17 protein-coding genes are annotated in these 23,900 nt (G+C 65.0%); 5 read left to right on the top strand and 12 right to left on the bottom strand.

Annotated features, from left to right (window positions below):
• Positions 1 to 9 precede the first annotated feature (9 nt).
• The 4 genes from E8M79_RS18475 to E8M79_RS08175 all read left to right on the top strand — a co-directional run bounded on the left by E8M79_RS18475 (position 10) and on the right by E8M79_RS08175 (position 4,651).
• Positions 10 to 1,713, top strand: coding sequence for a LysM peptidoglycan-binding domain-containing protein (locus tag E8M79_RS18475; RefSeq protein ID WP_205747889.1), 1,704 nt, complete (start codon positions 10 to 12; stop codon positions 1,711 to 1,713).
• Between the two features lie 92 nt (positions 1,714 to 1,805).
• Positions 1,806 to 2,126 carry a metalloregulator ArsR/SmtB family transcription factor gene (locus E8M79_RS08165; RefSeq protein WP_248304940.1) on the top strand — a complete coding sequence of 107 codons (321 nt, stop codon included), beginning with the start codon at positions 1,806 to 1,808 and terminating at the stop codon, positions 2,124 to 2,126.
• Positions 2,126 to 4,021, top strand: coding sequence for an ABC transporter ATP-binding protein/permease (locus E8M79_RS08170; protein ID WP_137151443.1), 1,896 nt, complete (start codon positions 2,126 to 2,128; stop codon positions 4,019 to 4,021). The genes E8M79_RS08165 and E8M79_RS08170 overlap by 1 nt, the downstream gene beginning before the upstream one ends.
• 138 nt (positions 4,022 to 4,159) lie before the next feature.
• Positions 4,160 to 4,651, top strand: coding sequence for a GNAT family N-acetyltransferase (locus E8M79_RS08175; protein ID WP_137151444.1), 492 nt, complete (start codon positions 4,160 to 4,162; stop codon positions 4,649 to 4,651).
• A gap of 53 nt (positions 4,652 to 4,704) precedes the next feature.
• On the opposite strand, the gene E8M79_RS08180 is transcribed toward E8M79_RS08175, so the two are convergent.
• The 9 genes from E8M79_RS08180 to E8M79_RS08220 form a co-directional block, all read right to left on the bottom strand.
• Positions 4,705 to 8,070 (bottom strand): efflux RND transporter permease subunit, encoded by a 3,366-nt coding sequence (locus tag E8M79_RS08180; protein WP_137151445.1) that lies wholly within the window; start codon positions 8,068 to 8,070, stop codon positions 4,705 to 4,707.
• Positions 8,071 to 8,073: 3 nt separating this feature from the next.
• A complete protein-coding gene (locus E8M79_RS08185; RefSeq protein ID WP_137151446.1) occupies positions 8,074 to 9,345 on the bottom strand; it encodes an efflux RND transporter periplasmic adaptor subunit in 1,272 nt (423 codons plus the stop codon).
• Positions 9,346 to 9,364: 19 nt separating this feature from the next.
• Positions 9,365 to 9,913, bottom strand: a complete 549-nt coding sequence (locus E8M79_RS08190; RefSeq protein WP_137151447.1) for a PadR family transcriptional regulator — start codon at positions 9,911 to 9,913, stop codon at positions 9,365 to 9,367.
• Positions 9,914 to 10,042: 129 nt separating this feature from the next.
• On the bottom strand, positions 10,043 to 10,873 hold the full coding sequence (gene cysQ / locus E8M79_RS08195; protein ID WP_248304941.1) for a 3'(2'),5'-bisphosphate nucleotidase CysQ: 831 nt from the start codon (positions 10,871 to 10,873) through the stop codon (positions 10,043 to 10,045).
• A gap of 1 nt (position 10,874) precedes the next feature.
• Positions 10,875 to 11,747 carry a carboxylating nicotinate-nucleotide diphosphorylase gene (gene nadC / locus E8M79_RS08200; RefSeq protein WP_137151448.1) on the bottom strand — a complete coding sequence of 291 codons (873 nt, stop codon included), beginning with the start codon at positions 11,745 to 11,747 and terminating at the stop codon, positions 10,875 to 10,877.
• Positions 11,748 to 11,815: 68 nt separating this feature from the next.
• Positions 11,816 to 13,087, bottom strand: coding sequence for an AGE family epimerase/isomerase (locus tag E8M79_RS08205; RefSeq protein WP_137151449.1), 1,272 nt, complete (start codon positions 13,085 to 13,087; stop codon positions 11,816 to 11,818).
• Between the two features lie 149 nt (positions 13,088 to 13,236).
• Positions 13,237 to 14,184, bottom strand: coding sequence for a class 1 fructose-bisphosphatase (locus tag E8M79_RS08210; RefSeq protein ID WP_137151450.1), 948 nt, complete (start codon positions 14,182 to 14,184; stop codon positions 13,237 to 13,239).
• Between the two features lie 98 nt (positions 14,185 to 14,282).
• Positions 14,283 to 16,349 (bottom strand): ATP-dependent helicase, encoded by a 2,067-nt coding sequence (locus E8M79_RS08215; protein ID WP_137151451.1) that lies wholly within the window; start codon positions 16,347 to 16,349, stop codon positions 14,283 to 14,285.
• A gap of 92 nt (positions 16,350 to 16,441) precedes the next feature.
• Entirely contained in the window at positions 16,442 to 21,121 is a 4,680-nt protein-coding gene (locus E8M79_RS08220) for an NAD-glutamate dehydrogenase (RefSeq protein WP_137151452.1), read from the bottom strand.
• A gap of 325 nt (positions 21,122 to 21,446) precedes the next feature.
• Between E8M79_RS08220 and E8M79_RS08225 the strand changes: the two genes are divergently transcribed.
• Positions 21,447 to 22,460, top strand: a complete 1,014-nt coding sequence (locus E8M79_RS08225; protein WP_282568117.1) for a sulfate ABC transporter substrate-binding protein — start codon at positions 21,447 to 21,449, stop codon at positions 22,458 to 22,460.
• Positions 22,461 to 22,521: 61 nt separating this feature from the next.
• Here the strand turns inward: E8M79_RS08225 and E8M79_RS08230 are convergent, their stop codons facing one another.
• The 3 genes from E8M79_RS08230 to fdxA form a co-directional block, all read right to left on the bottom strand.
• Positions 22,522 to 22,812 (bottom strand): hypothetical protein, encoded by a 291-nt coding sequence (locus E8M79_RS08230; protein WP_248304942.1) that lies wholly within the window; start codon positions 22,810 to 22,812, stop codon positions 22,522 to 22,524.
• Positions 22,813 to 22,885: 73 nt separating this feature from the next.
• On the bottom strand, positions 22,886 to 23,452 hold the full coding sequence (locus tag E8M79_RS08235; protein WP_137151454.1) for a flavin reductase family protein: 567 nt from the start codon (positions 23,450 to 23,452) through the stop codon (positions 22,886 to 22,888).
• On the bottom strand, positions 23,449 to 23,787 hold the full coding sequence (gene fdxA, locus E8M79_RS08240; protein WP_137151455.1) for a ferredoxin FdxA: 339 nt from the start codon (positions 23,785 to 23,787) through the stop codon (positions 23,449 to 23,451). Before fdxA ends, E8M79_RS08235 begins: the two co-directional genes overlap by 4 nt.
• Between the last annotated feature and the right edge of the window lie 113 nt (positions 23,788 to 23,900).

Raw genomic sequence — 23,900 nt, forward strand, 5'->3', positions numbered from 1 at the left:
CAACCTCTGATGCTCACCCTTGGCGCCGCTGCTGTCACGCTCGCCATCGTGCTGGGTGTTCTGGCCGGTCCCAATGTCGTCAGTTGCTTCAATTCCGATGAGGGCATGGGCGTCTGCCTGCGTGGCAAGATGACCGAGGCCGGTCTATTGCCCGGCAGCCTGCCCGCCGCCGTCGAAACCGCCACGACCCAGGCGCCGGCCGAGACACCGGCTGCCGATGCTGCAGCGCCCGCTGCACCTGCCGTTGCACCATCGCCGACGCCGGCGCCCGCGGCTGAGGCCCCCGCTGCCGACGCCAAGGCCCCCGAGGGCCTGATCGCCGCCACCTTCGGCCTGCTGCGCGCCGAGCCAGATGGTTCCGTGGTCATAGCCGGCAGTGGCAAGCCGGGCAGCGAGATCGAGGTCTTTGCCAATGGCAGTCCGCTGGGCAAGACCAAGGTCGGCGCGAGCGGCGACTGGGTGCTGGTGCCCGATGCGCCCATCCCGCCGGGCGGCACGGAGATCACTCTTGGCGAAGCCGGCGTGCCCGGCGTTGCCGAACAGTCCTTCGTCGTGGCCATCAATGAGGACAAGACCAGCGAGCCGCTGGTGGTTGCCAGCACGCCTGGCGCCATCAGCGAAGTGCTGCAGGGCCTGAAGCCAACCGGCGAGACCAAGCTGGCTGCCGCCGATCCTGCGGCGCCTGCCGCTCCGGCCCAGCCCACCGCTGCAGCCGCGCCGGCCGCAGCGCCCGCTGCGCCAGTTCCGGCCGCTGCCGCCGCGCAACCTGCACCCGCCGTCGACGCTACGGCACCCGCAGCACCGGCGGCGTCAGCCGCAACCGACGCCGCCGTTCCGCCGCCGGCCGCGCCGCAGCCTGAGCAAGCGGTCGCCACTGCCGCCTCGGCCGCTGTCGCTCCGGCTGAGCCCGCACCCGCACCCGCAGCTGCCCCGGCTGCGCCTGCCGCCGCGTCAACGGCACCGGCTGAAGCCGCAGCGGCTCCAGCTCCGACACCAGCCGCAACGCCCGAGGCGCCGGCCAAGCCCGCTGCGGCTTCCGTGCCGGCGACCATTGATGCCGTCGAGGTCGAGGGTGATCGTTCCTTCTTCGCCGGCGCCGGTCCGGACGGCGCCACGGTTCGTCTCTATGTCGACGACGTCTTTATTGCCGACGCCATCGTCGCCGACGGGCGCTGGCTGGTCGAGGCCGGCAAGGTGTTGACCAAGCCGACCCAGCGCGTCCGCGTGGACCTGCTCGAAGCCGGCACGGCCAATGTCGCCTCGCGCGCCGAAGTGGACTTCCGCATCGATCTGCCGGCACCCCCGGCTGAGACGACTGTGGCTGCCGCAGAGCCCGCCGCTCCGGTCGCGCCGGCCGCCACAGAGGCCGCAGCGGCACCTGCCGCCGCCCCTGCTGCGCCCGCAGCCGCAGCCACGGAAACCGCCCAGGCTGCCCAGCCCCAGCCGGCAGAGCCGGCACCGGCTGAAGCGGCACCGACAGAAGCCGTCCCCACCCTGGTGGCTGTCTCGGTCGGCAGTCTGGACGACCAGCGCTTCTCCGCCGGCAAGGCCATCATTCGCCGCGGCGACAACCTCTGGACCATCGCGCGCCGCGTCTATGGCGAGGGCATCAAATACACCACGATCTACCAGGCCAATACGGGCCAGATCCGCGATCCCGATCGCATCTATCCTGGCCAGGTGTTCGAACTGCCCGAGGGTGCAGGGAACTGAAGACAAAATGGCCCGCCGCTCGGCGGGCCATTGATTATTTGGGCCATTGGTCCCATGTATATCGCAAGATGACGATAAAAGCAGTTCAACCCATGCAAGACGACGATATTGCAGCCATCATGCGCGCGCTCGGCCATCCCGTGCGCCTGAACATCCTGCGCATTCTGTCCAATCAGCAGCGCCCCGAATGTTGTTGCGCCGATGTGACCGAGTCCCTCACCCTGGCCCAGTCCACCGTCAGCCAGCATATCAAGGTGCTGCTCGACGCCGGGCTGATCGAGCGCAAGCCGCGCGGCACGCGAAACTGCTACATCGTCCAGCATGAACGCCTTGCCGCCCTGGGTTCGGCCTATTCCGGCATGCTTGCCGCACTGGGCCCGGCCACCCCCAAAATGGAATCGGAACCCGCCTGATGCCTGCCGACAGCGCTGCCAAGAAACCGTCCGTCAACGCGGACGAAGGTTCCCTTTTCTCTACGGTCAGGAACCTGTGGACCTATATGTGGCCCGCCGACCGCGCCGATTTGCGGCTGCGCGTTGTGCTCGCCATCGGCGCCCTGATGCTCAGCAAGGTGGCCACTACCCTGGTGCCCTTCGCCTACAAGGGGGTTATCGATAGCCTCGACGGGGCAGCGCCAGACAGCAATCTCGTCTTCGGCCTCGCCGTACCCATTGTGCTGGTCATCGCCTATGTCATTGGCAATATCGCCGACGCGGGCTTCCAGCAGTTGCGCGACGTGCTGTTTGCCAGTGTCGGCCAGAATGCCGTGCGCAAGCTGGCGCTCCGCACCTTTCACCACTTGCACCGCATGTCGCTGCGCTTCCATCTGGCGCGTCGCACCGGCGGGCTGAGCCGTGTCATCGAACGCGGCACCAAGGGCATTGAAACCGTCGTGCGCTTCACGATGCTCAACATTGCCCCCACCCTGGTCGAGTTCATCATCACGGCCGTCATCTTCGTGTGGATGTTCGGCATCAGCTATCTGGGCGTGCTGGTGGTGATGATCTGGGGCTATCTCTACTTCACCATCAAGGCCTCCAATTGGCGCATCTCGATCCGTCGGGACATGAACAATTCCGACACTGACGCCAACGGCAAGGCCATCGACAGCCTGCTCAATTTTGAGACGGTCAAATACTTCGCCAATGAGCAGATGGAGGCTGATCGCTACGACGTCTCCATGGCCGGCTATGAGCGCTCGGCCATTCGAATCTGGACCTCGCTGGGCTTTCTCAACTTCGGCCAGGCCGTCATCTTCTATGGTGGCTTCCTTGTCATCGCCATCATGTCGGTGCTGGGCGTGATGAACAAGACGCTCACCCTGGGTGACTTCGTCCTGCTCAACACCTTCCTGATGCAGGTCTATCGCCCGCTCAACTTCATCGGCTTTGTTTACCGCGAACTGCGCCAGGGCTTGACCGACATCGAGGAGATGTTCAAGCTCCTCGACCAGAAGCCCGAGATCGAGGACAGCCCCAAGGCCACGCCGCTGACCATCAGCGGCCCGGTGATCCGCTTTGACAATGTCACCTTCCACTACGATGCTGATCGTCCCATCCTCAAGGGCGTGAGCTTTGAGGTGCCGGCTGGCAAGACCGTGGCCATCGTCGGCCCCACTGGCGCGGGCAAGTCCACCATCTCGCGGCTGCTCTATCGCTTCTATGACGTGACGGGCGGCAGCATCACCATCGATGGGCAGGATCTGCGCGATGTCACGCAGGAGAGCCTGCGCCGCGCCATCGGCATGGTGCCGCAGGATACCGTGCTGTTCAACGACACCATTGGCTACAACATCGAATATGGTCGCCCCGGCGCCTCGGTGGACGATGTGCGTGCGGCCGCCGCCATGGCCCAGGTCGGGCCCTTCATCGAGAGCCTGCCCAAGGGCTATGACACGCCCGTGGGCGAGCGCGGCCTCAAGCTCTCCGGTGGCGAGAAGCAGCGCGTGGCCATTGCCCGCACCATTCTCAAGGCGCCCTCCATTCTCATCCTAGACGAGGCGACGTCGGCGCTCGACACCAAGACCGAGCGCGACATCCAGTCCGCCCTCGATGTGGTGTCGCAGAACCGCACCACCGTGGTCATTGCCCATCGGCTGTCGACCGTGGTCAATGCCGACGAGATCCTGGTGCTGCGCGAGGGCGTCGTCGCCGAGCGCGGCAATCACCAGCAGTTGCTGGCCCAGGGCGGGCTCTATGCCCAGATGTGGAACCGCCAGCGCGAGGCCACCGAGGCCGAGGAAAAGCTGCTGCAGACCGCCAACGATCCCGACGGCTTCGTCAAGCGCGGCCTGCCCGCCGCCGAATAAGGGCGGGCAAAACGCCGCGCGGGCAGGGTCAGGCTGAGGCAAGGATGAGACTGGGGTTTCGCGACGCGGGTAGTCCGCGCGTGCCGGAACCCCGGCGCTCACCTCGGGCCGCGTTGTGCACTTGTCCAGCAGCGCCGCATGGCGCACCATGCCGGCATGTCCGCCATATCCCTCATCGCTGCCCGCCCGGATCAGAAGCGTACCGTTGCCAATCTGATCCAGCTCTATCTGCACGACATGACCGAGTTCATGCCGTTTCCGGTCGGCGCAGACGGACGCTTCGAGTACGACTTCCTCGACCGGTTCTGGCAGCATCCCTATCTCATCATGGCGGGAGACGAGATCGCCGGCTTTGCCCTGGTGATCGACGGCTGCCCTTTGACGGGCCGCACGCCCTGCTGGTTCATGGCCGAGTTCTTCGTGCTCAAGGCCTACCGGCGCCGCGGTGCAGGGCAGGCGGCATTGGCCGCAGCATTCGCCCGTCATCCGGGCGACTGGCACATCGCCGTGCCCCATGCGAACCTGGCAGCGGCGGCATTCTGGCATAAGGCAGTCGCAGGCCATGCAGCCCCTGCGCGCGACATCAGCTTCGATGGCGATGACTGGCGGCTCTACAGCCTCGTCGCTTGAAACAAAAAGGCCCGCATCGCTGCGGGCCTTCTGTTGGAGTGTGTGCGCCGAAGCTATTCGGCGGCTTCCGGGCGATCGGGGCGGCTGACGACGGTCACCCCGTTCTGTTCCTTCTTCACCAACCCGGCATCGGGGCTGACGATATAGCGCTTGGAGCCATCGGCATCGGCGGGGATTTCGACGGCCATGCCGTCAAAGCCCGCCGGCATTGCCATGGCCGGCTGGCCACCGCGACCGGTGACGAAGCGTCCCAGGCGGGCAAACTGGTGGCTGATCCAGCGGATCTGCCTCCACAGCACATTGGGCGCCACCACCATCACCGGCACCATCACCAGCGTCAGCGCCGTGGACACGAACAGTCCCGACACCAGCGCCGCTGACAGGTGGATGAACCACGAGCCGGCAATGCCGCCCACCACGATCTCGCGACGGATAAAGTCGAACTCGACATTGGCCGCCATCGGGATAACGCCCAGTGCGGTCACGGTCGCCGTCAGCAGCACAGGGCGCACGCGCTGGCTGATGGTCAGCAGCATGGCTTTGATGGGTTCGACATGTTCGTCACGATTGTAGTGGTTATAGGTGTCGATCAGCACGATGCCGTTCTTCACCACGATACCGGCCAGGGCCACGATGCCCAGGCCCGTCATGATGGCCGAGAAGCTCATCCCGGTCACCACCATGCCCAGCAGCACGCCGCCGAGCGACATGATCACCGTCGAGAGCGTCACGATCACCTGCCAGAAGCTGTTGTACTCCAGCAGCAGGATCAGGAAGATCAGGAACATCGCTGCACCGAACGCCGACACGATGAACGCATTGGTGTCGTCCACCTGCTCGGCCGCGCCGCCATAGACGATCTTGACCGAGGCGGGCCATTCCTGCGTGGCCTGCCAGGCCTTGATCTGCTCGATCTTGGCGTCGGAGGTCACCGGTTCCCCAGCCGCATTGGTCGGGTTGAGATTGGCGGCCACGCCCATGGCATAGACGCCATTGCGACGCGAGATATTGGCCACCTTGGGCACGGCCGTGCGCTCGATGAAATTGCTCACCGGCACCAGACCCTGCGCCGTCACGATGCGCAGCGAGTCCAGCGCGTCGAAGGTGCGCTCTTCCTCCGGCAGGCGAACGCGGATGTCGAGTTCGTCGCCGCCATCATCGGGCCGATAGCTGCCCAGCTTCACGCCGGAGGTCACCAGCTGCACATAGGGGCTCAGTTCCCGCACGCCGATGCCGTATTTGGCAGCCGCTTCGCGGTCGATGGTCACTTCCCAGTCGATGCCGGGTGCAGGGCGGCCGTCTTCGATGTCGATCGTGTCGCCCAGCTCGTTCTCGATATAGTTGCGCAGCTTGGTCACGGCTGGCGCGATGTCGTCATATACCGTGCCTTCCACGCGCAGGTTGATGGCCTTGCCGGCCGGCGGACCGTTTTCCTGGGCGGCAATCTGCACCTGCAGGCCCGAGATGTCGGCTACCCGCTCGCGGATGTTCTGGAAGATCACAGCCGCCTTGTCGCGCTCATTATAGGGCAGCAGCTGCAGGTTGAACGAGCCGATGGTATCCGGCGGACCGCCCGAACTCAGGCCTGAGCCACCGCCGCCAAAGCTCATGATCACGTCCTGGATGCCCTGGACCTGCAGGATCTCGTTCTCCACCTCGACCAGCATGTCGCGGATCTCGATCGGCGAGTAATTGCCGCGCGTGATGACGTTGACGGTGCCGAACTCCGGCTCGGAGGCCGGGAAGGCTTCAGAGGTCGGGTTGCTGTTGGCGTAGAGCACGAACATGCCGATGATCAGGGCAAAGCCAATGCCCAGCGTCGGCAGCGGCTGGTGCAGCAAGTGCTGCATGGTGCGCACATAAACGCCGGTGACGCCGCCCACCTTCTTGGGGTCGAACTTGTCGGCATACATCACCATGTCGGCCTTTTCCTTGGCCACGGGGTCGACATGGGTAGAGGCGATCAGCGCACCGATGATGGGCATGAAGATCAGCGCCGACACCAGCGAGGCACACATCACCACGATCACGATGATGGGCAGATAGCTCATGAACTTGCCGATAATGCCCGGCCAGAACAACAGCGGCACAAAGGCGCCCAGCGTGGTGAACGTCGCCGACACCACCGGCACGAACATCTTGCGCGCCGCCATGATGAAGGCCTCCTTCTTGGAGACGCCTTCCATCAGCTTGCGTTCGGCATATTCGACCACCACGATGGGGTCGTCCACCAGCACGCCCACCGCCAGCACCAGCCCGAACATGATCATCATATTGATGGTCATGCCCATGACCTGCACGACGAGGAAAGCGATCATGAACGAGATCGGGATCGACATGCCGATCATGATGGCCGGGCGGACGCCCAGCGTTGCGATACAGGTGATCAGCACCAGCGCCACGGCAGTCAGCACCGCCGCTTCCAGCGAGCGGAACAGGCCCTTGGTGGAGTCTGCCTGGTCAATCAGGAAGCTGGTCTCGATGCCCTTGGGCCAATCGGCCGTATAGGCCTCTGTGACCCTGCGGACCTCATCGGAGATGGTGATGACATTGGTGCCCAGCTTCTTGACCACGCCCAGCGTGATCGCCGGCTGGCCATTCACATGCGCATACTGCGTGGCGTCCTTGAACGTCCGTGTGATGGTGGCCACATCGCCAAAGGTCACCACGGTGTCGCCCGAGGTCTTGAGCGGCAGCGTATAGACGTCCTGAGCGTTCTTGATCAGGCCGGGCACTTCGACGTTGAACGAGCCCTGGCCGCTGTCCAGCGTGCCGCCCGGCACCACCATGTTGTTCTTGGACAGTGCATCGAGCAGCTGGGCTGCCGTCAGGTCATAGGCTTCCAGGCGGTTGAGGTCGATGGTGACCTCGAGCACTTCATCGCGCGAGCCCGACAGGGTCACGCTCTGCACGTCGCCCATGCCCTCCAGTTCCTTGCGCAGGTCCTTGGCGCGGCGCACCAGTTCCTGCTCGGGCACGGTGCCATAGACAGCCACCGAGATGGTCGGCATGTCCGAGAACGAGATTTCCGACACTGTCGGCTCTTTGGCGTCGTCCGGCAGTACGGCTGTGACGCCGTCCATCTTGGCGCGGATATCCGAGAGGGCCTTGTCCTTGTCGGCATTCACGTTGAACTCAAGGAACACCGAGGCGTGGCCGGTGGTTGATGTGGACGAGTAGTTCTCCAGCCCGTCGATTTCCTTGATGCGGTCTTCGATCGGCTTGGCCAGCAATTGCTCAGCGTCCCGCGGCGACACGCCGGTCTGGCTGACCGAGATGTAGAAATACGGGATATCGATCGCCGGGAAGCTCTCTTTGGGCAACGTGCTATAGGCCGAGTAGCCAGCCAGCAGCAGCAGAACCATGACGGTGAGAACGACACGCGGCATCCTCAGGATGCGTTCGATAAAGTCCAGCATGGATCAGCTCGCGGTTGCGTTGGGGGTCTTGGCAGCAACATTGGTGGCGTCGACGGACTGGCCGTCCACGACATATTCCTGGCCGACGGTGATCACGTCAGCGCTGGTGGGGAGGCCCAGCACCCACACGCCTTCGCGCGTGTCGCTGGCAATGGTAATGGGCACGAACTTGACGACACTGTCGGTCACGGTCTTGACCCCCAGCACACCGCTGTCATTGAGCGTCAGCACCGACTGCGGCAGCAGATGGGCGAGCGCGCTGCCCATCACCACTTTGGCCGTGGCCGAAACGCCGTCGCGAATGGCGGCATTGGCGTTGGGAACCTCGATCTCCACCGGGAAAGAGCGGGTCGCGGCATCGGCGGTCGCGGAGATATAGGTCACCTTGCCGGGCACGGACTGGCCGGTAATGGTGTCGATGGTTGCGTCAAGGCCGAGCCGGGCCAGACCGATACGGGCTTCCGGCACCTGGCCGACAAACAGGATCGGGTCCAGCTGCACGATGGTGGCGCAGGGCTGGCCCTGGCCAAGCATGGCGCCGGCGTTTACCAGCGGGTCCTGCACGACGCCGGCCACCTTGGCCTTGATCTCGGTACGGTTGAGTTCGGCCTCGGCATTGTCGAGTCCCGCCTGGGCCGCGCTCACATTGGCCTGGGCAGAGCTCAGGCCCACTTCGACCTGCTGGGCGGTATTGGGCGCAGCCAGCCCCTTGGCGCGGAGTTCAGCATTGGTGTCATAGTCCGACTGGGCTTTCACCAGCCCTGCGCTGGCCTGGGCTACGGCGGCCTTGGCCTGGGCCACAGCGGCGGCGCGGGTGCCCTGGTCGAGCGTGCACAGCAGCTCACCCACGGCAACCTTCTGGCCCTTGGTGACATGCACGGTGTCCACGATGCCGGCGGTTTCGGCAACCGCGCCAACCGAGGCCTTGGCCTTGGTGCGACCGCGCAGGGACACTTCCACGGTCATCGGCTCGGCCACATAGGTCGATGTGCGGACGGACTGCAGCGCTGTGCTGGCGCCATTGGCCTGCTCATTGCGCTGGGCAATGGTCAGATGGGGGTCGACCTTTTCCTCGCCCTCATGCTGGGCCAGCACGCCGGCCTCGGCCAGTTGCGTGGCGATCGGACCATGCTCTTCGCCTTCCATCACCGATATAATCGGGCGTTCACCCTTGCCCGGGCCGTTGCCGCCCATCACCAGGGTCCCGGTGGCCAGCCATGCTCCTGCCAAAATCAGGATCAACAAAGCCACACCGTAGGAAAAGAGTGCACGCATTAAATTCCGTCCCTTTAGATTACTCGGCCGCGTCTTTGTTTGGCTCGGCTCGCCCTAGTTTGATCAAATCGTCCATATGGGTGCGCAGATACTCTTCCGCAACGCCCATAATGGCACGACCGTAGTTTATCACCCATGCGTCGCACGCATTCAGGCTAGGCGTTTCCATCGCCTCGGCGACGATGCGATGCTTTTCCTGGCGGACCGCAAGATAGTCATTGGCCCGCGCTGCCACCAGTTCGCGCGGCAGCAGGTGGGCAAAGCGGGCAAACAGCAGGAAGGGGCTGCGGAAGACTTCCTCGCCCATCGGCGCGGACAGTTCCTGCACAAAAGCATCCCGACCCGCGGGGGTGATTGAATAGATCTTCTTGGTCGGCTTGCCGTCCTGCTGCTCCAGCCGGCTCGAGACCAGGCCTTCGCTCTCCAGTCGGGCCAGCGCAGGATAGATTGATCCGAAGCTGGCTTCCACGAAGTAGGAGCACTCGCCCTCCACCGACAGACGCCGGATCTCATAGCCCGTCGCATCGCCATCATGCAGAATGGACAGGCACAGGGTTCTGACGTTCATGCACACTCCCGGGGGCGCTATGTCGGACCGATATATGTCGGTTCTCTATATGCAGCCCGTGAATCGTGCAAGTTGTACGGTGCCTGCGATCGTGCAGATCAGTTAAGACCCTCTTGCATGGCGGCCCGTCTAGGCGATCAGTTGCGCCATCTCTGCAGCGGCGCGCTGCGCCAGATCCAGAGTGCTAGCCGCCACGAAATAGGGGTTGAGGAACCCCAGCTCGCCCTTGCCATAGCGCATGGTCTGGCCATCCAGCGTCACCACGGCCCCACCGGCTGCTTCAAGCACAGCCTGGCCGGCAGCGGTATCCCATTCGCAAGTTGGGGTGAAGCGGGGGTAAAGCTGGGCATCGCCGCGCGCCAACAGGCAGAACTTGAGCGAGGATCCCACCGACACATCGGACTCGACGGCCAGCGTCTCGCACAATCTGGCCAGCGCCGCATGGCCATGCGACCGGCTGGCGACGATGCGCAGGGGCAGGGTGCTTGCCACCGCGATGGGGCGCCGGTCCCGCAGCACGCCAGCAAGACTGTTGCCGGAATAGGCGCCCGACGCGTCGCCAACAAAGGTCTCGCCGGTCACCGGCGCCAGCACCACGCCCATCACCGGCGCGCCATCTTCCACCAGCGCGATATTGACCGTGAATTCGCCGTTGCGCTTGATGAATTCCTTGGTGCCATCGAGCGGATCAACCACGAAATAGCGCCGGCCAAGGTTCGGAATGATGCCGGCCGCGACGCTCTCTTCACCCAAGACGGGAATGCCGGTGGCGCGCAGATGGTCCAGGATCACCGCTTCAGCGGCGGCATCGGCCTCGGTCACCGGCGAGCCATCAGATTTGGACACAGACGAGATCGGGCGTGAATAGACATCGAGGATCACGCGCGCTGCAGCAATGGCGGCTGTCACGGCCAGATCGGTGAGGGCGCTATTGGTCGGCGCTTGTTGCGCAAGGCTCATCTCAGGCACCGATCTCGACATCAAGACCCAGATCGAGCGGCTTGGCCGCCATGGTGATCTGGCTGGTGGAAATAAAGTCGACGCCGGTTTCGGCGATGGCGCGGACACGGTCAAGCTTGACGCCGCCCGAAGCCTCCAGCCGCGCCCGGCCGGCATTGAGCGCCACGGCCTGGCGCAGCATGGCATTGTCCATATTGTCCAGCAGCACCACGCGGGCCCCGGCCGCCAGCGCTTCCTCGAGCTCGGCCAGCGTGGTCACCTCGATCTCGATGGCCACCAGATGGCCGGCATAGGCTGCGGCCGCCTGGTAAGCGGCGGTGACGCTGCCGGCCACGGCGATATGGTTGTCCTTGATCAGGATGGCATCATCGAGCGCATAGCGGTGATTGGCGCCGCCGCCACAGCGCACGGCATATTTCTCAAAGGCCCGCAGCCCTGGCGTGGTCTTGCGGGTGTCGCAGATCTGCGCCGATGTGCCGGCCACGGCATCGGCATAGGTCCGCGTCAGGGTCGCAATGCCGCTCATGTGGTTGAGGAAGTTCAGCGCCACGCGCTCGGCCGACATCACCAGCCGCGCCGGCCCTGTGACAACGGCCACGACGCCGCCGGCCGCGATGCGGTCGCCATCGGCAACCTTGGGGGTGAACACCACACCATCGCCGACCAGTCGAAAGGCCGCTGCCGCCAGATCGAGCCCCGCGATCACGCCGGGCTCACGCGCCGACAGGCTTGCTGTTGCGGTGGCGCTCGGGCTCAGGGTCGCCTGGCTGGTCAGATCGCCGGCCAGGCCCAGGTCTTCCTCCAGCGCCGCGGCAACGGCGCGGTCGACCAAAAGGCGCGGCAATTGGGCAGGCAGGCGGTCAGTGGGCAGCATGGCTCGGGTCTCTCGCGTCGAGCGGTGATGTACGCGTCACCACCGCCCGATGCAACCAGAACGGCGGCTCAGTGGTGCTGCTTGACCGTGTGATCAGCCTCGATGATCGCCGCCGTCAGGCTTCCCGTCGCCGGGTAGAGCGGGATCAGGCAGGCCTGCAGCGCATGGTAGATATCGGGCTTGCCCACGAACAGGCGCGAGGTCGGCGTCAAATCTTCCTTGAGCTCGCTCAGCCAGCCGCCACGGGCATGGTCGATCACGTGATTTTCGGCAAAATCCCACAGCGTGCGATACCAGCTCTGGAAATAGTCGTCGCGGTCATAGGCCGAGAGGAACGCTGCCGCGCCAATGGCCTCGCTCACCGGCCACCACAGCTTCTCGCGCATGATGGGCTTGTTGTCCCAGTCCAGCGTGTAGAAGAAGCCGCCGTGCACATGGTCCCAGCCCAGCTCGATCGACTGGCGGAACAAATTGCGCGCCGCATCGGTCATCCAGCTGTTGCGCTTGTCACCCAGGATCCACAGCTGCATCAGCAGCCGCGACCATTCCAGCGAATGGCCCGGGGTCGTGCCCGAGGGGCGGAACATCTCATTGCCTTCATAGTGCTTGTCGACCACCCATTTGGAGTCGAAATGCTCGGCGACACGGTGCCCCAGCGGCACGGCATTGCGGGCAATGATGCGGTCGGCAATGCGCTCGGCCTTGCTCAGATAGTCCTTGTTGCCGGTGGCCTCATAGGCGGCCATCAGCGCCTCGGTCATGTGCATATTGGCGTTCTGCCCGCGATAGGGCAGCAGCACCGACCAGTCCTGATTGTATTCGTCGCGCATGGCGCCGTCGCCTTCGTCCCAGAAGCGCGCATTGATCACGCCGGTGACGTCGGCGATGATCTGGTCGGCAAGGGGATGGCCCACCAGCTTGGCGCTCGAAGCAGCCAGCAGCACAAAGGCATGGCCATAGGCCTGCTTGGACCCATCGACGATGCCGGTGTCATTGGCACCCCAGGCATAGCCGCCATTGACCGCGTCGCGGTGCCCTTCCCAGATGTAGCGCATGCCATGGTCGAGCAGTTCGCCCGAGCCGGGGCGGCCGATCAGGCTGCCGATGGCCGCGCAATGCACCATGCGCGTGGTCACATGGATCTGGCGCATCGGATTGGCGCCGCCCAGCGGCTTGCCATCATCATCGAGCTCGAAGAAGCCGCCCTTGGCATTGAGCGAGGGGCCCTCGAAGAAATCATAGAGCTTGTTGGCCTGCGCCATCAGATATTGCCGGTGGAACGGGCGGTTGGACCATGGGCTCGAATTGGTCTTGGGCAGGGTGGCGGGGGCGTCGGTCATGATGGCTCCTGTCCGGCGATCTCAAGGCGCCGGCAACACATGCCAAGAGCTATAGCGAGACAATAAGAACGTTGCAATTCGCTCAGATGTCGCGTCCCGCAGCTTCTCGACTGGCGCTGTTCGAGCGGCAGACCGCGCGCCCAGAGACCTCAGGTCCGCCCGTACCAGGCCTCGACCCGCGCCACCTCGTCGGCCGAGCCCAGCACCACCGGCACCCGCTGGTGAATGCTGGTCGGCACCACATCGAGCACGCTCTGCTGCCCGGTGGTCGAACGCCCCCCGGCGGCCTGCACCAGCAGCGCCATGGGATTGCCCTCGTAGAGCAGCCGCAGCCGGCCGCCCTTGGCCGAGGTCTCGCTGTCGAGCGGATACAGGAAGATGCCGCCACGCATCAGGATGCGGTGCACATCGGCTACCATGGAGCCGACCCAGCGCATGTTGTAGCGCTTGCCGGCTGGTCCGGTTTCCCCCGCTACATTCTCGGCGACATAGCCGCGTGTCGCCGCGTCCCACAGCCGTTCCCGCGCCGTGTTGATGGCGTATTCCGCCGACGCCCTGGGCACGCTCAGCGCCGCGGTGGTCAGTTGGAAGGTGCCGGTGTCATCGAGCGTAAACGCTGCTGCTCTGGGTCCGAACGTCAGCACTAGGCTCGTTGCCGGGCCATAGGCGGCGTAACCCGCGCCCAATTGCGCCGTGCCCGGCTGAAGCAGGCCCTTGCTGGCATCCAGAATGGAAAAGATCGTGCCGACAGTGACGTTTACGTCCAGATTTGACGATCCGTCCAACGGGTCCGTGGCCACCAGATAGCGACCCTGATTCTGCATCTGAACGGCTTCATCCAGCTCTTCGGAAATCAGAATCGAGATCTCGGGATTTTCGCCTATGTGACTCAAAACAATATCGTTTGAGATCACATCGAGCGCCTTTTGCGCCTCGCCCTGCACATTGGTGTGGCCAGCCAGCCCGGTCTCGCCCGTGATGGCGGCAGAGCGCAACACACGGGCGATTTCGGCGCTGGCCGCGGCCATGGTCTGCATCACCGACGCCAGTCCGGCATCGACAGTCTGGGCGGCAAGCCAGTCGGTAAGCGTGGTCATGAGCGGCTCTGGGCTGGACAAGATGGATGGCCCACTCTCGCCATCCAGCGGCTCGGCACAATCCGACTTTGGCATGGGGCAGGGGCGTGTCCCGTGCGCTACTTCCACATGCCGCGCATGGCCGCGCCAATGTCCATGCGCACCGGCGCAGGCGACAGGCCTTCGATGTGGGCCGGGGTCACCGGCGGCCACAGCACATCCTCGAACAGCCCCACCATGGCCCGGGGAATGAAGCGGCTGCGCTGGGCATAGAGATGCCGGTCGCCATGCTTGGCTTGTTGCGTCACGAAGAAGCGCTGCGGCACGATCAGGTGCAACTGGTCGCGCGCCCGCGTCATGGCCACATAGAGCAGCCGGCGTTCTTCCTCGAGCTCGGCCGTGCTGCCCGTGCCCAGGTCCGACGGCATGCAGCCATCCACAACATTGAGCACATGCACCGCCTTCCACTCCTGCCCCTTGGCGGAGTGGATGGTGGACAGGATCAGATAGTCCTCGTCCAGCAGCGGCACGCCGGCCTGGTCGCTGGTGGCATCAGGCGGGTCGAGCGTCAGCTCGGTCAGGAAGCGCTCGCGGCTGGCATAGCCACCGGCGATCTGTTCGAGCTGGATAATGTCCTGCACCCGCACCATGGCGTCGTCATAGGTCTGCTCCAGCAGCGGCTCATACCACAGCCGCGCATAGCCCAGCTCCACCGGCCAGCCCGCGTCGCGCCGGCCCAGCCGGGTCATCAGATCGACAAGCCCGCTCCAGCCTTCGGCGGCCCGCGGCGGCGCCGGGATTTCACCCAGCGCCCAGATCGGGTCCGGCCCGGTGGCCATGGCATCGAGCACCTTGCCGGCCGTGCCCGGCCCGACGCCGGGCAGCAGTTGCAGCACGCGAAATCCCGCCACGCGGTCACGCGGGTTCTCCGCCCAGCGCAATATGGCCAGCAGATCCTTGATATGGGCGGCATCGAGGAATTTCAGTCCGCCGAACTTGACGAAGGGGATGTTGCGCCGCGTCAGCTCGATTTCCAGCGGGCCCGAATGGCTTGAGGTGCGAAACAGCACAGCCTGGTTCTTCAGCGTCATGCCGCCCTCGCGGGCGTCCAGCACCTTTTCGACCACATAGCGCGCCTGGTCGGCCTCGTCGCGCACGGTGACCAGCAGCGGCTTGGCGTCCGACTGCCGCTCAGTCCACAGGTTCTTGGTGAAGCGCTCGCTGGCGAGCTCGATCACGCCATTGGCGGCGGCAAGAATGGGTTGGGTGGAGCGATAATTGCGGTCCAGCGTCACGATCGCGGCCGGCGGCGTGAACGCAGCGGGAAAGTCGAGGATATTGCGCACGGTGGCGGCGCGGAACGAATAGATCGACTGTGCGTCATCGCCCACCACGGTCAGCCCATGACCCTCGGGCTTGAGCGCCAGCAGCACCGAGGACTGCAACCGGTTGGTGTCCTGGTATTCATCGACCAGCACATGGTCAAAGCGCGCCGACACTGCGGCGGCAATGGCCGGCTCGGCCATCATGCCGGCCCAATAGGCCAGCAGATCATCGTAATCGAGCACGTTCTGCGCCTGCTTGGCCGCCACATAGGCGCCGAACAGGCTTCGGAGCTCCTTCTCCCACATGGCGCACCAGGGGAAATGGCTCTCGAGCACAGCGCTGAGCTCGTCCTGCGCATTGACCACGCGGGAATAGATGGCCAGGCACGTGCCCTTGGTGGGAAAGCGGCTCTTGGCGTCCGAAAATCCCAGTTCATGCCGCACCAGATTCATCAGATCCGCCGAATCCTCGCGGTCATGGATGGTAAAGCTGGGGTCCAGCCCGATCTGCGGCGCATATTCGCGCAGCAGCCGCGCGCCAATGCCATGAAAGGTGCCTGACCAGTTCAGCGCATCGGTCACCGCCCCGGCGCTGGTGCCCAGCACCTGCACCGCGATCCGCTCCACGCGCCGGCTCATTTCGCTGGCCGCCCGGCGCGAAAAGGTCATCAGCAGGATGCGCCTGGGGTCGGCACCCCTCACGATCAGATGCGCCACGCGATGGGCCAGCGTATTGGTCTTGCCCGATCCGGCGCCGGCAATCACCAGCAAGGGGCCGGGCCTCTCCTGTCCCGCGCCATGCTCCACGGCCGCGCGCTGGGCGGGGTTGAGCGCATCAAGATAGCTGGACGGAGCAAGCACGAATCAGGGTCCCCCGGACTGAGGCCCAAGGGAGCACGTTTCCTGTTTTGTTCGCAACGCCCTCACGCGTCGCGCCTGCGGCAGGGGTGATGCTACCCCTGCGCCAGATCGGCCAGCAGACCTGCTGCCACGCTGAGGCGGGACACGGTCAGCGTCCCCTGCGTCAGCTCGGCCACGGCCGCTGCTGTACGGGCAATGACCGCCTGGCGCCGGCTCTGCCACTCGACCAGCCGCTCGGTCACCGTATTGCCCTCGGCGCGCAGCACGTCGCCGGTCAGATCGCGCTGCGCGCGCATCAGATTGGCCAGGGCGCGATCGAGCGCCATGCGGTCGAAGCGGTCGCTCAGCACCAGCGCCCGCGCCTGGGCGATCACCGGCCAGAGCTTGAAGGCGGTGAACACGCCAAAGAACGCCGCAGCGCCATCGGCCACCGACACGCCGCCACGCTCGCTGACCAGCACGATGTCGCTGGCATAGCTCAGCACGCCCAGCTCGGCGATGCGCTGCGCCGTGGCCTCGGGCACGCCCTTGACGATCAGCCGGCCCGCCATGGTGGACACGCCCTCGGCCAAAGACGCCGGCAAGGTGCTGGTGATCAGGCTGCGCAGTGTCGCCACGCCGCCGCGGTGCCGCTCCACCAGGCCCGACAGGCCTTCGGTCACATCGGCATTGCGCAGGAACCACAGGCATTCCTGGCGCAGCAGCGCCATGCCCTCGGCATAGAGCTCCAGCTGCACCGCCCCAGGCACCTGCCCATCGAGCGCATCGATGGCGGCATTGATCTCGGTCAGCCCATAGACGTCGCGCGTGGCCGCATAGGCCAGCGCCACTTCGCCCGGGCTGGCGCTGGTCGCTGCCGTCATCTGGCTGACGAAGGCCGGGCCGCCCCGGTTGATCATCGCATTGGCCAGCACGGTGGCAATCACTTCGCGCTTCAGCCGATGCCGGGCCACCGCCTCGGGATAGCTGGTGTGCAGCGTCTCGGGGAAGTAACGATAGAGCTCGCTGGCCAGATAGTCGTCGTCAATGGCGTGGCCATCCAGCAGATCGGCATAAAGCGTCAGCTTGGCATAGGCCAGGATCACCGCCAGTTCGGGGCGCATCAGCCCCTTGCCGGTGCCCATGCGGTTATCGAGGCCCGCATCGGTGGGCAGGAATTCCACCGCCCGATCCAGCAGGCCGCGATCAACCAATTGCTCCATCAGCTCGCGATGCGCCGGCAGCTCGGCCAGGCCGGCCCGCTCGGCCAGCGAAATCGCCAGGCCCTGCAGATAGTTGTTGCGCAGGCACAGCGCCGCGACCTCGTCGGTCATGGTGACGAGGAACGCATTGCGCGCCTCAAGGCTCAGCGTGCCATTGGCCAGCAGCGGCGCCACGGCGATCTTGATATTGACCTCAAGGTCACTCGAATTCACCCCGGCCGAATTGTCGATGGCGTCGGTGTTGATGCGGCCGCCCGTGAGCGCATAGTCGACGCGCCCGCGTTGGGTCACGCCAAGATTGGCGCCTTCGCCCACCACCTTGGCGCGTATCTCGCTGCCGGTGATGCGGATGCCGTCATTGGCGCGATCGCCCACTTCGGCATTGGTTTCCAGGCTCGATCGCACATAGGTGCCGATGCCGCCAAACCACAACAGGTCCACCGGCGCCTTGAGAATGGCGGTCATCACCTCGGCCGGCGTGGCATGCGCCGCGCTCAAACCCAGGGCTGACTGCATCTCCTGCGTCAGCGGGATGGATTTCAGGCTACGCGGGAACACGCCGCCGCCGCTCGAGATCAGGCCCTTGTCATAGTCCTGCCAGCTCGAACGGGGCAGGGCGAACAGCCGCTGCCGCTCGGCAAGGCTCGTCGCCGGGTCGGGATTGGGGTCAATGAAAATATCGCGATGGTCAAAGGCCGCCACCAGCCGCGTCTGCGGGCTGAGCAGCATGCCATTGCCGAACACGTCGCCGCTCATGTCGCCCACGCCCACCACGGTGAAGGGCTGGGTCTGGATATCGCGGTCCATCTCGCGGAAATGGCGTTTCACCGCCTCCCAGCCGCCGCGCGCGGTGATGCCCATTTTCTTGTGGTCGTACCCCGCAGAGCCACCCGAGGCGAAGGCATCGCCCAGCCAATAGTTACGGCCGACGGCAATGGCATTGGCGGTGTCCGAGAAGCTCGCCGTGCCCTTGTCGGCGGCGACCACCAGATAGGGGTCGTCCCCATCGCGCCGCACCAGGTCGCGCGGCGGCACCACGGCGCCCTCAACCAGATTGTCGGTGACATCGAGTAGGGCACCGACGAAGATCTTGTAGCTGGCCACGCCCTCGGCCTGGAACGCGTCGCGCGCCATGCCGGCACTGAGCCGCTTGGGCACAAAGCCGCCCTTGGCGCCCACCGGCACGATCACGGCGTTCTTGACCTGCTGCGCCTTGACCAGGCCCAGCACCTCGGTGCGGAAGTCTTCCGGTCGGTCCGACCAGCGCAGCCCACCGCGCGCAATGGCGCCGAAGCGCATGTGAATGCCTTCAACGCGCGGCGAATAGACCGAAATCTCGCGGAACGGGCGCGGCGCCACCATGCCATCGACCTTGGCGCTGTCGAACTTGATGGCCAGCGCCGGCAGGCGCTGTCCGTCGGCGTCGCGCTGATAGGCATTGGTGCGCACGCTGGCGTCCACCAGGTTGAGGAAGCGCCGGATGATGGTGTCCTCGTCCAGCGAGGCCATGGCGTCGAGCGCCGTCATCACCCGCGTCCGCGCTGCCTCGGCGGCAGCCGCGGCGTCCGCCATCCTGGGGTTGTGCAGCGCATCAAACAGCGCCACCAGCCCCTCGGCGGCGTCCTTCTGCGTCACCAGCACCTGGGCGATATAGCGCTGCGAATAGGAAATGCCGATCTGCCGCAGATAGCGCGACAGTGCCCGCAGCAGGGCGGCATCGGTCCAGCCCAGGCCCGTGCGGGCCACCAGGGAATTGAGCTGGTCGCTCTCGGCCAGCCCATCCCACACGGCCAACAGGCCATCTTCAACCGCCGGGCCGCGCGTTGCGACCTCGAGGAAACTGCCATCGGCTGTGGCCAGCACCATGTCGTGCACATAGCGGTCCACCCCGTCGCGCGGGGTGATGGTGTAGGTGCGCTCATCCACCACGCGGAAGCCAAAGGCCTCGATCATCGGCACGCGGTCGCTCAGCGGAATGGCGCTGGCGCGATGGTAATATTTCAGGCCCAGCGCGCCATCCGCACCAGTGCGCGTCCGCAGCTTGATGGCCACCTGGCCGCTGTCGCCCAGGCTGCGCAGCACGTCGATGTCGAACAGCCCGTCCTGCGCCGAATTGCGCGACTGATAGGCTGGCGAGAAAGCCGTGCGGTAGTCGCTGATCGCCGCCGGGTCCGTGGCTGTTGCCACCAGCAGGTCGCCGAAATTGCTGGTCAGCGCAAAGACCTTGGCCTCCAGATCGCTGCGCGAGGGCTTGGGCGTCGGCCCGGCCACGCGCCCGATGATCACATGCACCCGCACCAGCTCCCCTTCGGGGAAATTGGGATAAAAGGCCGAGACGCGACCGTCATAGACCTTGGCCAGATAGTCGGTGATCCGCTCCCGCGCCGCGCCGTCATAGCGGTCGCGTGGCACATAGACGAGCACCGAGACGAAATTGTCGAAGCGGTCGATGCGCGGCAAAACCCGCACGCGCGGCCGGTCATAGAGACCGGCAATTGCTGTGGCGAATTCGAACAGCTGGTCAACGCCGATCTGGAACAGCTCGTCGCGCGGATAGCTGTCGAGCGCGCTCAGCAGCGTGCGCCCGTCATGGCCGATGGGGTCCACGCCCGATTTGCGCATCACATCGGCAATCTTGCGGCGGATGATCGGCACTTCGGTGTGCGGCGTGGCCAGGGCCTGCGAGGTGAACAGGCCCACAATGCGCAATTCGCCCGAGGCTTTGCCCGTGGCGTCATAGAGCTTGATGCCGACGTAATCCATGTGCGCGCGCCGGTGTACGCGCGAGCGCGCATTGGCCTTGGTCACCAGCAGCGGCTCGTTCGAGGCGATGAAGGCGGCATGCTGCGGCGTCGATTCGACAAAGGTCGGGCCGCTGCGCAGCACCTTGACTTCCGGGTCGGTGAGAATGCCCAGCCCGCTGCCGGCCACCGGCACCAGCGCATCGCCATCAATGGCGTATTCGCGCATGCCCAGGAAGGTGAAATTATGCTCGATCAGCCAGTCGAGGAAGCGCAGCGGCTCATCGGCATGGCTCGACCGGATCTGCGTCAGTTCGGCAATCGCCTTGCGCAGACGTTCCAGCATGGGTTGCCAGTCGTGCACGGCGCGGCTGACATCGGCCATGGTGCTCTCGATCTCATGCACCACCACGCCATGGTCGGATACCGGATCGCTGTGGATATGCAGCACGCTGAGCGCCCGTCCGTCGGCCTGCCGCACCACCGGATGGGAGAACAGACGCACCACCCCGCCTGCCGCGCGCAGGGCGGCCAGCGCGCTGTCGACGATGAAGGGCATGTCGGGCGAGACAATGTCGATCACCAGCGGCGCACCCGTCACCGCCGGCTGCGTCACGGTCAATTCGCTGCCTTTGCCATGATAGTTCTGCAGATGCCGGAACGACTGCGCCAGCACCGTCTCGAAGGCCGCCGCATCCTGGCGCGCCAGATCTTCCGGATCTGTCGCCAGCACGGCCGACCGCAGGAACTGGGCAAAGCCCTCGTCCTGCCCCGTCAACTCCGCGGCCCGCTCCAGTAGGATCTGTCGGTTGGCGTGATTCAACTTCATGCAACGACTCCTCAGCTCGCATCGGCACTCTAGGCACAGCGCGGGCCGCTGTCTGCCGTCCGTTTGACCTATACAGGCGTTGGGCAATAGCCCCGTGACAGCCGCAATTTATTAGTGGGTTCTTAGGGTTCTGAAATGAAGTTGCGTGCTTGGGCGCTCTGGCGTGCCGCTCGCCTTCATTTTGCCGTCCGGCGACAAATCGGAGCAAATCGTTTCCATCGCGCCGCTTCAGGCGCAAGCGGCCATGCTTGTAATACCCCACTAATGTGGTAGTCTTTTAATCGCCGATCTCAGCGGGAGACAGAGATTGAAAAACGCCCCCAAACTGTTCGCCTACGCCGCCCTGATTGCGGCGCTGGTGCTGGGCTTTGTCGTAACGGCCCACGCCCAGGATCGCACTCTGGTCAATGTCAGCTATGACCCGACCCGTGAACTCTACCGGGAGTTCGACGACGCCTTCATCAAGCATTGGCAGGAGACCACAGGCGAGACCATCGCCGTACAGGTCACCCATGGCGGCTCGGGCGCCCAGGCGCGCACCGTGATCGACGGGCTGGAAGCCGACGTGGTGACGCTGGCGCTCGAGAGCGACATCAATGCCATCTCCGATGCCAACCCGACGCTGATCCCCGCCGACTGGCGCGGCTCGTTCGCCAACAACAATGCCCCCTATACCTCGACCATCGTGTTCCTGGTCCGCAAGGGCAATCCCAAGGGCCTCAAGGATTGGGGCGATCTGGTCAAGGACGGCGTCGAGGTGATCACGCCCAATCCCAAGACCTCGGGCGGCGCCCGCTGGAACCTGCTGGCCGCCTGGGCCTGGGCCAAGGCGCAGCCGGGCGGCTCGGATGAAACAGCGCAGGCCTTCGTCACCGATCTCTACAAGCACGTCCCCGTCCTTGACACCGGCGCGCGCGGCTCCACCACCACCTTTGTGCAGCGCGGCATTGGCGACGTGCTGCTGGCCTGGGAAAACGAAGCCTATCTGGCGCTCGAAGAACTGGGGCCAGATGCCTTTGACATCGTGACCCCATCGGTCTCCATCCTCGCCGAACCGCCGGTGGCGCTGGTGGTCGGCAATGCCGAAAAGAAGGGCAATACCGACCTCGCCAAGGCCTATCTCGACTATCTCTACTCCGACGAAGGCCAGGCCATCGCGGCTGCCAACTACTACCGCCCCTTCAAGCCCGAGGCGGCCAAGCCGGAAGACATTGCCCGCTTCGGCAAGGTCAATTTGGTGACCATCGCCGACTTCGGCGGCTGGCGCGAAGCCCAGCCCCGCTTCTTCGGCGACGGCGGCGTGTTCGACCAGATCTACACCGGCGCCCCGGCGCAATAATCCCGACGTCCTCCCAGACGCACAGACGCCGGCCCCAGGGCCGGCGTTTTTGTTTGTGCCATCAGTGCAGCGTGGGGGTGTCCAGCGCCGGCTCATCATCGGTGTCGCCACCGCCGCCCATTTTTGGCCCGGCCCAGAACACCAGATAGAGCAGTTCCTCGCCATCCGAATCGGTGATTTCGATGGAGCGGGGCAGGGTGGGGTCTTCCCCCTGGCTCTTGGCGTGTTCGACAATGGCCTTGGCCAGCGCAGCGGCATTGTGCTCGGCAGCGTCCAGGTCCGGCAGGTCGCTGCCATCCGTATCGCGGATCAACTGGTCATCGGTGCGGTAGTGAAAGAAGTAGCGGGGCACGACAGGCTCGCTTTGGAGGACTAGGGGGGCAGGGCCTCCCACGAGGCCCGCCATCATATGATGCCCCAGCTTGTCACTCGCCGGTGCCGCCGTCGAGTCCGGCCAGCCCGTGATAGCCATGGCGCTGCCACACCAGCGGACGGCGTCCCGTATTGGTCTCGGCCTCGATGATCGCCCCGGCAAACAGCACATGGCTCTCGGTCGCGATCGAGCCGATGACCTCGCAGTCGAGCGCGGTCACGGCGCCCAGAAGCATCGGGTGACCAGACGGCCAATGCGACCACTCCCCGGAGGCGAAGCGGTCCTTGGGGTCGAGCCGACCGGCAAAGGCATCGCCCACACCCTGCTGGTCGTCCGCCAGGATCGCCAGCGAGAAGCCATTGGTCTTGGCGATGAAATCGGCCAGCCGGCTGGTGATGTCGATCGATACCAACAGCGTCGGCGGCGTCATCGACAGCGACAGCATGGAGGTGACGGTGCGTCCGATCCGCTCATCGCCGCGGCGCGCAGTGACCACGCCGACGCTCGAGGCAAATCCGGCCATGGCGGCACGGAATTCGGCGCTGCCCACCACCGGCTGGCGGGTGGGGCGCAACATCATTGTCTCGGGTATGTCGAAATCGGCCATGGTGTCTGTCAATTTCCTTCTCCTGGCAATGCCGAGAACAGGTCCCGCAGCTTGTCAGGTCGGCCTTCCATGGCCTTGGCATTGGCCGGTGGCTGGCCCTTTTCGCTGATATTGGGCCACAGCCGAGCATAGGTCCGGTTGAGCGCGATCCAGGGCGCCATATCGGGCGCGGTGTCGGGCTGAATAGCGTCGATCGGACACTCCGGTTCACATACACCGCAATCTATGCATTCGTCCGGATGGATCACCAGCATGTTTTCGCCTTCGTAAAAGCAGTCCACCGGACAGACCTCGACACAGTCCATGTGCTTGCAGGCGATACAGTCTTCGGTGACGACAAAAGTCATGTCCTGGGTCCGCTATGCCGCTGACCATCCGTCGCGGCTGGCAATACGTGATGCAGCGGCGCCCAGCCGCCCGTCTGGGCGGGGCACCGCTGCCGTGTGCACTCTCGCTGGCG

The organism is Devosia sp. FKR38 (genome assembly GCF_005222805.1).
In the GTDB taxonomy this organism is placed as follows: Bacteria; Pseudomonadota; Alphaproteobacteria; order Rhizobiales; family Devosiaceae; genus Devosia.

Coding starts and splice junctions, on each gene's coding strand:
- E8M79_RS18475 (WP_205747889.1), top strand. CDS start 10: ATGCTCACCCTTGGCGCCGCTGCTGTCACGCTCGCCATCGTGCTGGGT.
- E8M79_RS08165 (WP_248304940.1), top strand. CDS start 1,806: ATGCAAGACGACGATATTGCAGCCATCATGCGCGCGCTCGGCCATCCC.
- E8M79_RS08170 (WP_137151443.1), top strand. CDS start 2,126: ATGCCTGCCGACAGCGCTGCCAAGAAACCGTCCGTCAACGCGGACGAA.
- E8M79_RS08175 (WP_137151444.1), top strand. CDS start 4,160: ATGGCGCACCATGCCGGCATGTCCGCCATATCCCTCATCGCTGCCCGC.
- E8M79_RS08180 (WP_137151445.1), bottom strand. CDS start 8,070: ATGCTGGACTTTATCGAACGCATCCTGAGGATGCCGCGTGTCGTTCTC.
- E8M79_RS08185 (WP_137151446.1), bottom strand. CDS start 9,345: ATGCGTGCACTCTTTTCCTACGGTGTGGCTTTGTTGATCCTGATTTTG.
- E8M79_RS08190 (WP_137151447.1), bottom strand. CDS start 9,913: ATGAACGTCAGAACCCTGTGCCTGTCCATTCTGCATGATGGCGATGCG.
- cysQ (WP_248304941.1), bottom strand. CDS start 10,873: ATGAGCCTTGCGCAACAAGCGCCGACCAATAGCGCCCTCACCGATCTG.
- nadC (WP_137151448.1), bottom strand. CDS start 11,747: ATGCTGCCCACTGACCGCCTGCCTGCCCAATTGCCGCGCCTTTTGGTC.
- E8M79_RS08205 (WP_137151449.1), bottom strand. CDS start 13,087: ATGACCGACGCCCCCGCCACCCTGCCCAAGACCAATTCGAGCCCATGG.
- E8M79_RS08210 (WP_137151450.1), bottom strand. CDS start 14,184: ATGACCACGCTTACCGACTGGCTTGCCGCCCAGACTGTCGATGCCGGA.
- E8M79_RS08220 (WP_137151452.1), bottom strand. CDS start 21,121: ATGAAGTTGAATCACGCCAACCGACAGATCCTACTGGAGCGGGCCGCG.
- fdxA (WP_137151455.1), bottom strand. CDS start 23,787: ATGACTTTTGTCGTCACCGAAGACTGTATCGCCTGCAAGCACATGGAC.